Origin of the sequence: Streptomyces sp. NPDC057654, assembly GCF_042800135.1 — a bacterium.
Lineage (GTDB): Bacteria > Actinomycetota > Actinomycetes > Streptomycetales > Streptomycetaceae > Streptomyces.
On the sequence record NZ_JBHVHQ010000234.1, the window covers coordinates 1 to 10,425 of the forward strand.

Genomic DNA, 10,425 nt, shown 5'->3' on the forward strand with positions numbered 1-10,425 from the left:
CGCCAGGTCCTCCATAGCCGTGTTCAACTCGCCCAGCGGCAGCGTCCCGGTGTGCATCTGCTCCACCGGCATCTGCCCCGACCGCCACAGACCGAGATACCGCGGGATGTCCCGGCGCGGCACCGCGTCGCCCATGTACGAGCCGACGAGAGACTTGCCCTCGCCGGCGAACGCCAGGGCCGGGACCTCCAGGGTGCGGCCCGGCGCGGGCAGGCCCACCGAGACGACGGTGCCGCCGCGGGCCACGGACTGAAGGCACCCCGCCATCACCTGCGGGCTGCCGACCGCCTCCACGGCGAACTCGGTGCCGCCGCCCGTCACATCGGCCACGGCCCCCGCGTCCTCGGGCGCGAACACATGGCTCGCGCCGAGCCGCAACGCCAGCTCCCGCTTGGCGGGGGAGGGGTCGACCGCGACGATGGGCCAGGCGCCGACGGCGCGGGCGCCGAGGACGGCGGAGAGCCCCACCCCGCCCAGACCGTGCACGGCCACCGACTGACCGGGCCGCACGGAGGCGGTGTTGATGACCGCGCCCGCGCCCGTCAGCACGGCGCAGCCGAACATGGACGCCACGGAGAACGGCACGTCCTCGGGGATCTTGACCACGGACTCCTGGGCGACGACCGCGTACCGCGCGAACGCCGAGACCCCCAGCTGATGGTTGATCAGCTCACCGTCCGCGCCGCGCAGCAGCGACGGGCCGTGCAGCAGCCCGCCCGACCCATTGGCCTCGGCCGCCGCCGCGCACAGCGCCGGACGACCCTCGCCGCACCGCACGCACCGCCCGCAGCTCGGCACGAAGACCAGCGCCACATGGTCGCCCGCCGCGACATCGCGCACCCCCGGCCCGGCCTCCTCGACCACGCCGACCGCCTCGTGCCCGAGGACCATCGGCAGCGGCCGGACCCGGTCGCCGTTGACGACCGACAGGTCGGAGTGGCACAGGCTCGCCGCGGCGATCCGCACCAGCACCTCGCCCTCGCGCGGGCCGCCCAGCTCGACCTCCTCGATCTCCACCGGCCGGCTGGTCCCGTACGGCCGCTCCGTCGAAGTGGTGCGCAGCACCGCCGCCGGCATCCTCATACGGCGGCCTCCCCGCGCGGCGTGACCTGCACGACCTCGCGGTGCTCCAGCAGCGGCACCACCTTGCCCAGGACGATGGCCTTGAAGTGCTCGCTGGCGCAGTGCGCGGCGAAGTCCGCCTCGGCGTCGTACTCCTCGTAGAGCACGATCGTCCGGTCGTCCGCCGTGCCCTGATGGACGCGGTACCCGCGGCACCCCCTCTCGCCCAGCGAGGCCCGCGCCATCTCGGCGAGATGGGCGAGCACCTCGTCCTGCGCGCCGGGCGCGGTGCGGTAGCGGGCGATGACGACATGACTCACGTTGTTCTTCTCCTGACGAGGGGGGCGGCGTGCGCCGGGACCGGCGGGAGCGGGGCCCGGCGCAGCTGCCACAGGCGGGGGTCGGAGGTGGCCACGGCGCTGGCGCCCACCGCGATGGCCACGGCCGCGTCCTGGGCGGTCTCGATGAACCCGGCGGCGACGAACGGCGACATCGCCGTCTGGGACTCCGGGCTCATGTGCGCGACGATCGGCGCCGGCATCAGCTCGACGAGATCGGGCACGCCGCGGGCGACCGCGTCCAGGCTCCGGCGCAGATTGGAACGGTCGGTGACGAAGACCTTCTGCATGGTGAGGAGCCCGAGCGGGCGGCCCTTCTCGACCAGCGAGAGCCGGGTGGAGACCATCCCGCTCGCGCCCATGTGCTTGAGGAACTCCAGCGCGCCCCGGTCCTGCGCGAGGCCCGGACTGCTGTCCACGTTGACGAAGACGGTCTTGCCGGACTTGCGCAGGGCCGGGACGATCTGCGGCAGCTGTCCCACCGACATCGACGCGAGAATGCACACCGATGCCGGCGCCTCGGCGAACTGCCGCAGCAGCTGCGGGCCCACGACCGACGCGATGACCGGCACCTCGGCGAGGGCCGCCGAGATCCGGGGGTCGAGCACGGCCCGAGGCCGGTGGCTGGGGTTCATGACCTACCTGGTTGCGGGGAGGGGGCGCTTCAGCTGAGCGGAGCGGTGCCGAAGCCGCTGGGAAGTCCCAGCTTGCCAGGGTTGAGGATGCCCTTCGGGTCGAGGGCCTCCTTCGCGGCGACGAAGGTCGCGAAGCCCGCGCCCAGCGCGTCCTGGAGGTAGGGGCCGCGCAGCAGCCCGCAGCCGTGGTGGTGGCTGAGCGCCGCGCCGTGCCGGATGAGGACGGCGTTGGCCGCGTCCCACACCGCGCGGTACCACTGGCGGCGCTCGACGCGCTCCACGTCGCCGCGGAGCGAGAAGTACACGCAGGCGCCGTCGGTGTAGGCGTGCGACTGGTGGGCGGAGGCCGCGAGGGTGCCGGGTACCGACTGGATGGCCGCCACCACCTCGTCGTAGATCACCGGCAGGTCGGCCCAGGACGCGGCCATCTCCAGGGTGTCGGCGACGAAGCCGGGGCCGGGCGTGAAGCCGTCCGAGGACTTGCCGGTCAGCATCCGGTCGTGCAGCCAGCGCTCGAAGACCGTCTGGCTGTCCAGCTCCGGCCCGTACTCGGCGCAGACCTCCTCGCACACCTTCAGCGTGGCGTCGACCAGCACCGGGTCGCCCTCGTCCGCGATGAGCAGCAGGTTCGTCTCGGGGTGCTCGAAGTGGACGCCGCTCTCCAGCTTGTCGTAGAGCCGCAGCGCCGCGGGGGTCGCGCCGCGCTGGAGGATGCGGCGGCACGCCTCCAGGCCCTGGGCGAACGTCTCGAAGCCGAAGGCGAGCGCCTTGGCGTAGTCCGGCAGGGGGTGCACCCGCAGCCGTACGGCCGTGATGACGCCGAGGGTGCCCTCCGAGCCGATGAACAGCTGACGCAGGTCCGGACCTGTCGCGGCACGGGAGTAGTCGCCGTACGTGGCCTTGGAGCCGTCCGCGTGCACGACGTCGATGCCGACGACCATGTCCTCGATCTTGCCGTAGCGCGTCGAGAGCTGGCCCGCGCCGCGGCAGGCGACCCAGCCGCCGACCGTGGAGAGCGCGAACGCGGAGGGCCAGTGGCCGGTGGTGACGTGGTACTGCTCCTGGAGCTCCTTCTCGAAGAGGTCGCCGAACATGCCGGCCTCGACGTTCACCACGTTGGACTGGGCGTCGAACGAAATGATCTTGTCGAGCCCGCACAGGTCCAGCACCACGCCGCCGAAGACGGGCAGCGCCGCGCCCGTGACGTTGGAGCGGCCGGCGGAGGCGGTGACCGGTATCCCGGCCTCGTGGCAGATCCGCAGCACGGCCGCGACCTGGTTGGCGTCCGCGGCCTCCACGATCACGGCGTCGGGCGTGGCCGGGTTGCCGTCGGTCTCGCCGATCATGGAACCGGCCCACCAGTCGCGGGTCCGCGCCACGACCTCGGCACGCTCGACATGCACCGCCTTGGCGGCGGCGCGCAGCTCCTCGACGACCGGCTCGGGCACCTTGACGGCGTCCGACTGGAGCGACGCGGGGCCCTCTCCGGGCGGCGTGGTCCGCGCCCAGCGGGGCGGGGTCGGCGCGCCCACGACGTAGTCACCGCGGTTGAAGGGGTTGGTGATGGTCTGACGGCTGATCATGCTGCTGCTCCTTCGGGGCCCTCGAAGAGGACGGCCTTCTCGTGTGCGACTGATGCCAGGTAATCGGTGACCTGCTGGTCGACCTGTTCCGGGGAGAGCCCGAGCTCCTGCCCGAGCAGCCGGCCGACCTCGGGGGCGGCGGCCGCTGACGCGTCCCGGGCGAACAGCCGGGACCGGGTGCGGCGGGAGAGCACGTCGTCCACCGAGCGGGCCATCTCGGACCGCGCCGCGTAGACGACCTCCGCCTTGGTGTACGGCAGCCCCGCGACGACCGGGTCGGCGAGGGAGTGGTCGTCGGCTATCAGGTCGTGGACGAACCGGGCCTCGGTGCCGTACCGCTCGCCGAAGTGCGCGGCGAGCCCGCCGGACGCGGCCACGGCCTCGGCGTCGTACCCCGCGCCGCCGATCAGCGGGAGGTGGGTGGTGCGGCTGGGCGCCTTGCGGCCGAGGACCGTCATCACCTTGTCGATGACCAGCTCGCCCATGTGCCGGCTGGTGGTGAGCTTGCCGCCGGTGACGGTGACCATGCCGCCCGCGCCGAGCGTGATGTGGTGGTCGCGCCGCATGTCCAGCGTCGCGCCCTCCTTGCCGCCGACCAGCGGCCGCAGCCCGCCGATGGAGCCCACCACGTCGTCCGGGGTCAGCTTCGTGGAGAAGGCCGTGTTCGCGCCCTCCAGCAGGAAGTCCATCTCCTCGCGCGTGCAGTGCACGTCGTCGGAGGAGCCCTGGAAGTCGGTGTCGGTGGTGCCCAGCACCACCGTGTTGCCCCAGCGGGTGCAGGTGGCGCGGCGCGCGCGGCCCGGAATGGGCACGGTCACCGTGCAGTCGTTGCGGATCTTCTCCCACGGCACCACGATGTGCACGCCCTTGGCCGGGCGCACCTGCGGGCGGTGCCCCTCCTCGGCCATGGTGTCGACGGTGTCGGTCCACACGCCGGTCGCGTTCACCACGGCGCGCGCCCGTACGTCGATCACCTCGCCGTCCGCGCTCACCTTCGCGCCGCCGACCCGGCCCTGCTTGGTGATCAGGCCCTCGACCTTGGCGCCGTTGAGCACGGTGGCGCCGAGCGCCGCGGCCGTACGGATGATCGTCAGCGTCAGCCGGGCGTCATCCGTGCGGCTGTCGAAGTACAGCAGGCCGCCCTTGAGGTTCTCGGCGCGCAGCGTCGGCGCGTGCGCGAGGACCTCCTCGACCGTCAGCCGCTGGTGGAGCTTGCCGATCCGCCACCCGCCGATGAGGTCGTACGTCCACAGCAGCCCCTCGAACCCCTTGGCCAGCCGGGGGTCGAAGATGCCCTCCTTCTCCAGGATCGGGAAGAGGAACGGCAGCCGGTGCACCAGGTGCGGGGCGTTGCGGCGGAACCGGTGCCGCTCCAGCAGGGAGTGCCGGACGAGGCCGACGTTGCCCTGTTCGATGTAGCGCAGACCGCCGTGCACCATCTTCGAGGACTTCGACGAGGTGCCGGAGGCGAAGTCGTCCTTCTCCACCAGCGCGGCGCGCAGGCCGCGCGAGACGGCGTCGAGCAGGGCGTACGCGCCGGTCACGCCGCCGCCGATGACGAGCACGTCGTACACGTCCTGGCCCAGCTGCCGGCGGGACGCCTCCCGGTCGAGCAGCAGCGGCTTCGCGCGGGCCGCTCCGGCCGAGGCGCGCCGCGGTTTGCGGGCGGGCAAGGTGATCACAATCAACTCCTGGTGTTTCGGGTGGACGGGTGTCAGTCGTCCGCAGGTTTTTCGCGCGCGGGCTCACGCAGGTGCGGCTCGACGACCGCCTGCCAGCCCGCCCGGTGCTCGGTCCGCTCGGCCGCGGACATCGCGGGTTCGAAGATCCGGCCGCGCGGCTGCGCCTCGACGACCTCGTCGAGACCGGACCACAGGCCCTGCCGGACCCCGGCCAGATAGGCGCTGCCGCGCAGGCTGGCCGTCGCCGAGTCGGCGACCCGCTCCAGCGGCAGCCCCACGAGGTCGGCCTGGATCTGCATCAGGGCGTCGCTGCCGGACACGCCGCCGCCCACCCTCAGCTGGCCGAACGGCGCCCGCATCGTGTCGCGGACCCCGTCGATCAGGTCGCAGACGGAGTGCGCGATGCCCTCCATCACGGCGCGGGCGATGTCCGCGCGGGTGGTGGCGAGACTGAGGCCGGTCAGGGCGGCCGTGGCGTTCGGCCGCCACGCGGGCGTACGGATCCCGGCCAGCGCCGGCACGAACCACGCCGAGCCGTTCGCGGGGGCCTTCAGGGCCAGCTCGCCGATCTCCGCGGGGGAGGCGAAGAAGCCGAGGTCGTCGCAGAGCCAGCGGAGCGCCGAGCCGGTCGTGGAGCAGTACGCCTCCAGGCTGAACTGCGTCACCCCGCCCTGCCGCCAGCCGGGCTGGGCCAGCACCCCGGAGATCCCCGGCCGGGGCAGCGCCGGGTGCTCCCCGGTCGCCACGTCCACGAACGCCCCGGTCCCGTACACGCACATGCCGCGCCCGGCCGCGAGACCGCCCAGCGCGATCAGCGCCGCGTGCTGGTCGCCCATCGTGGCGGCCACCGGCACGGAGATCCCCAGCAGCGCCTCGTCGGTGACGCCGTCGCACTCGTCGTCGCCGAGGAGATCGGGCAGCAGCTCCAGCGGGAAGCCCTGGTGGGCGATCCACTCCTCGTCCCACGCGTGCCGCTCCAGCAGATAGCCGCCGGTGGAGCAGGCGTTGGTGGCGGACGTCGCGTGCACGGCGCCGCCGGTGAGCTGCCAGATCAGCCAGGTGTCGACGGTGCCGAAGACCAGCCGGCCCTCACGCGCCGCGGCGGCGACCTCCGGGTGCTCGGCGATCTGCCGGGCCGCCCAGTAGAAGGGGGCGCGGCTGCCCACCGGCCGCCCGGTGCGCGCGGTCAGCACCTCGTCCCACTCGCGCTCGTACGCGAGCAGCTCCCGCGCGTACCGCCGGTCCTGCCACACGACGGCGGGCGCCAGCGGCCGGCCGGTGCGCCGGTCCCACAGCATGGCGGTGGCCCGCTGGGTGGACAGCGCCACGGCCGTCACCTCGACGTTCTCGTCGCGGGCCCAGGCCAGGGCCTGCCGGCAGACGTCGAGGGTGGCCGTCCAGATCTCCCACGGGTCCTGCTCGACCGACGCGTCGTCGGGGTGGCTGACCTCGATGGGCCGGTAGCGGACGTGCCCGACCGCGCCGGAGTCCAGGACCACGCCGGCCCGGGTGCCCGTGGTGCCCTCGTCGACGGCGAGCACGCCGAGCCGCCGCGCCGAGCCGTGGTGTGTCTGCGTCATCGCAGCCCTTTCAGTTCGTGCCGGCCGCTGCCGCGGCCGGTGTCGTGCGCGCGGAGCCGTTCAGCGCCCCGGTCCCGGTCCCGTCGTCTTCTTCCTCGTCGTCGGGGGAGACCTTCGCCTTCGTCGGGTCCCACTTGATGACCAGACACGTGATCAGGCCGGCGAGCGGGACGACGGCGATCACCAGGAAGGTGTCGGCCAGACCGAGGGCGTCCTTGATCTGCGGGAAGAGGTAGAGGCCCACGACGCTGCCGAAGCTGCCGACCATGCCGGTGACGCCGGTGCCCAGGGTCCGCACCTCGCTGCGGTACGAGAGCGCGGCGATCGACTTGCCGTTGGCGCCCGGTCCCGCGGCGTGGCAGAGGATGAACAGCACCGGCAGGATGAACGCGACCGCGGTCGGCACCTTGCCGAAGGTCAGCCCCATCGCGACCAGGGCGATGAGCACTCCGGCGAAACCGGCGGCCGAGCTGAGGCGCAGCCCCAGGCGGCGCGCGAAGTACGCGGAGGCGATGCCCGCGACGATGCCGAAGGCGTTGAAGACCATCGAGCCGATGGTGGCCTTCTCGAAGCTCTCGCCGAAGATGGTGAGGCTGATCAGCGGGAGGTACCAGCCCACCGCGAAGTACTGCATGGCCTGGGCCAGCGAGATCACCGAGGAGAGCACGGTGCGCGGCAGATACCGGCCGCGGAAGAGGATGCCGGCCTGCCGCATCCCGATCGCCGGGGCGGCCGGCGCGGCCTCGCCGCCCTCGGCGGCCGGGGCGCCCGCCACGGCGGAGATGCCGAAGATCTTGTGGAGGCTGCGGACCGCGTCCTCCAGCCGCCCCTTGGTCGCGAGCCAGGAGGGGCTCTCCGACAGGAAGAAGATCTGGAGGACCAGCAGCACGGCGGCCACGACGCCCGCGGACCCCACCGACCAGCGCCAGATGTCCGCGCCGACGTCGAAGTTGTAGAAGACGAGGGCCAGCGCGAGGTTGCTGGTGGTGGCGATGTACCAGACCGCCTGCCAGAGGTTGAGGCGGCCGCGGATCTTGGCGGGGGTGTACTCGGCGAGCAGCGCCATGGCGACGGCGAAGTCGATGCCATATGCGACGCCGACCAGCACCCGGCCGATCCAGACCATGGTGAAGTCGCCCGCGAACCCGGCGAGCAGTGCGCCGAGGAGCGCGAAGACCTTGGCCATCAGCAGCGGGGGAACCCGGCCCATGCGGGTGGCGAGCCAGCCGCCGACCGGGTTGAAGATGATGGCCAGGGCGGGGGCCGTGGCGGTGAGCACCGACACCTGGGTGCTGCTCAGCGACATCTGCTCGGTCATCGGAGCGAGACCGGCGCTGAGCGCGGCATTGGAATAGGCGTCGAGGAAGAGCCCCCCGAACACGAGGTACCAGATGAATTGCGCCCGGCCGGTGAGTTTCCCGAGGCCGTCGATCAGCGCTACGACGTCAGCGACGCCATTGACGCTCTGCCGTTGTGCCATGTGCCCGTCCTTCGAAGGACCGGTCGATGGCAGAACAGTGAGCATAGGCACGGCGAAGCCACCGACAGGTGGTCTGCGTCTGTGCCTGCCTAAAGAACTAGGGCGACATTAAGAAGGTTGTCTCGGCCGCGTCAAGAGTTTCCAGAGAAAACACCTGGGCGCAATGGTTCTGTGCGGGGGCATGGCCCGCGCCGGACCTGCGCGGAAGCCCTCCCCGAGACCGCTGGAGAAGCCAACTTGCCATAGGTAAGAGCCACTTGACGCCTTCTGATGGCGACCCTAGCTTGCACACCTCGCAGGCGCCCCGCCGCTCACTCTCCGCTATGGGTGCCTCACATAGAGGAGGCCGTGATGGTCGTATCCCTTTTTCGCTCCCGCTGCCACTCGCGTAGGAGGCGGATTCGGCTGGGCGTCGGTCTGGCGGTCGTGGTCGTCGCGGGGGCGGGGGCTTGGACGGCGTCGGCGACCGGGGGCGCCGGAGATGCCAAGGGCGCCGGCGCGGGCGGTCTGCTGTGGAAGGCGGATCCGGCGCTCGGGGCGAAGTCGTTCGAGGGCATCGAGACCAAGCCCGGTTCGGTGAAGGTCGTGGACGACCCCAAGGGCCGGTACGGGAAGTCGTACGAGCTCCACACCTCGGGCAAGAAGGAGGACGCCGACACCAGGGTCCGGGTCGAGACGCGCGGGCACCGCACGGCCGACGGATCGCCGCTGCGCTTCTCGAAGGAAGGCGACGTCTTCTATATCCACTGGCGCTCGATGTGGGGGCCGCTGCCCGTCCAGCGCGGCAAGTGGGTGGTGCTCTGGCAGCTCAAGGACTACGGGCCGGGCGCCGCGACCCCGCCGCTCTCCCTGCGGGCCCGCGGCGACGGCACCGTGGACCTGGAGTACTGCGATCCGAAGCTGAAGACCACGCAGCTGTGGCACACGGGTCTGAAGCTGGACGAGTGGAACGACTTCGTGGTCGGCATCAGGATCTCGAAGGACCCGGCCAAGGGGTGGGTGGAGCTCTGGCACGACGGCAAGCGGCAGCAGCTCGCCGGGGGCGGGCAGCGGCGTGCGGCGGCGACGCTGCGCGGGGACCGGGTGCTGGATAAATGGGGCGTCTACCGCGCCGACGGGATCACGGGCCCGGCGACCGCGTACCTCAACGGCGCGGCGGTCGGCAGGTCGTACGGGGACGTCGCTTCTTCGTCTCCGGGCGGCGCGTCGAAGTAGCCTCGCCGGGGAGTCCGTACGGGTGCCCGTACGGGTGTCCGGGAGGGCCTCTCCGAGTTGGGGGAACGGGCGGATCGTGACCTATGCTTCACCACTTGCGCAATCTTTGAAATCTGGCTACGGCGCACGGCGCACTGGGAGGCATTTCGTGGGAGTCACTCTGTCCAAGGGCGGCAACGTCTCGCTCAGCAAGGAGGCGCCCGGTCTGACCGCGGTCATCGTCGGCCTCGGCTGGGACGTCCGCACCACGACCGGCGCCGACTACGACCTGGACGCCTCCGCGCTGCTGTGCGGCGCGGGCGGCAAGGTCCTCAGCGACCAGCACTTCGTGTTCTTCAACAACCTCGCGAGCCCGGACGGCTCCGTGCTCCACAGCGGGGACAACCTCACCGGCGGCGGTGACGGCGACGACGAGCAGATCAAGATCGACCTCTCCGCCGTGCCCGCCGACGTCGAGAAGGTCGTCTTCCCGGTGTCGATCTACGAGGCCGACGAGCGCAACCAGAGCTTCGGCCAGGTGCGCAACGCGTTCATGCGCGTGGTCAACCAGGCCGACGGCCGGGAGATCGCCCGCTACGACCTCACCGAGGACGCGTCCACCGAGACCGCGATGGTCTTCGGCGAGGTCTACCGGCACGGCGGCGAGTGGAAGTTCCGCGCGATCGGCCAGGGGTACGCCTCCGGACTCGCGGGCATCGCCTCCGACTTCGGCGTCAACGTCTGACCCTCGTACCGGCTGCCCCGAGCGGTTGCGCGACGCCGTACGTGCATCGCGCAACCATCGGGCTCCGGCAGCGCGTCCCAAGAAGTGCCCCGCGGCACGGAACGCGCCGCGGGGCCCGTACTACGC

Annotated in this window: 9 protein-coding genes; 2 read left to right on the forward strand and 7 right to left on the reverse strand. The window is 72.0% G+C overall.

Annotated features, from left to right (window positions below; genetic code table 11):
• From ACFU99_RS19090 to ACFU99_RS19120, 7 genes are all read right to left on the reverse strand, one after another.
• Positions 1-1,083, reverse strand: a 1,083-nt coding sequence (locus tag ACFU99_RS19090) for a zinc-binding dehydrogenase (RefSeq protein ID WP_384393267.1), incomplete at its 3' end; no start/stop codon positions are given.
• A complete protein-coding gene (locus tag ACFU99_RS19095) occupies positions 1,080-1,382 on the reverse strand; it encodes a putative quinol monooxygenase (protein ID WP_384393270.1) in 303 nt (100 codons plus the stop codon). The genes ACFU99_RS19095 and ACFU99_RS19090, both read right to left, overlap by 4 nt.
• On the reverse strand, positions 1,379-2,035 hold the full coding sequence (locus ACFU99_RS19100) for a glycerol-3-phosphate responsive antiterminator (RefSeq protein WP_384393273.1): 657 nt from the start codon (positions 2,033-2,035) through the stop codon (positions 1,379-1,381). The genes ACFU99_RS19095 and ACFU99_RS19100 overlap by 4 nt, the downstream gene beginning before the upstream one ends.
• A 29-nt stretch (positions 2,036-2,064) precedes the next feature.
• Positions 2,065-3,618: an FAD-binding oxidoreductase gene (locus ACFU99_RS19105; protein ID WP_384393275.1), complete on the reverse strand. Its 1,554-nt coding sequence runs from the start codon at positions 3,616-3,618 to the stop codon at positions 2,065-2,067.
• The gene (locus tag ACFU99_RS19110; protein ID WP_384393278.1) at positions 3,615-5,300 is read right to left on the reverse strand and encodes a glycerol-3-phosphate dehydrogenase/oxidase; all 1,686 of its coding nucleotides are present in this window, start codon (positions 5,298-5,300) and stop codon (positions 3,615-3,617) included. Before ACFU99_RS19110 ends, ACFU99_RS19105 begins: the two co-directional genes overlap by 4 nt.
• A 32-nt stretch (positions 5,301-5,332) precedes the next feature.
• Positions 5,333-6,880, reverse strand: coding sequence for an FGGY family carbohydrate kinase (locus ACFU99_RS19115; protein WP_384393280.1), 1,548 nt, complete (start codon positions 6,878-6,880; stop codon positions 5,333-5,335).
• Positions 6,881-6,890: 10 nt separating this feature from the next.
• Complete coding sequence (locus ACFU99_RS19120) at positions 6,891-8,360, reverse strand: MFS transporter (RefSeq protein ID WP_384393283.1); 1,470 nt, start codon at positions 8,358-8,360, stop codon at positions 6,891-6,893.
• A 351-nt stretch (positions 8,361-8,711) separates the two neighbouring features.
• Between ACFU99_RS19120 and ACFU99_RS19125 the strand changes: the two genes are divergently transcribed.
• Both ACFU99_RS19125 and ACFU99_RS19130 read left to right on the forward strand, forming a co-directional pair.
• Complete coding sequence (locus ACFU99_RS19125; RefSeq protein ID WP_384393287.1) at positions 8,712-9,575, forward strand: heparin lyase I family protein; 864 nt, start codon at positions 8,712-8,714, stop codon at positions 9,573-9,575.
• A gap of 148 nt (positions 9,576-9,723) precedes the next feature.
• Entirely contained in the window at positions 9,724-10,299 is a 576-nt protein-coding gene (locus ACFU99_RS19130; protein WP_384393290.1) for a TerD family protein, read from the forward strand.
• Positions 10,300-10,425: the final 126 nt, after the last annotated feature.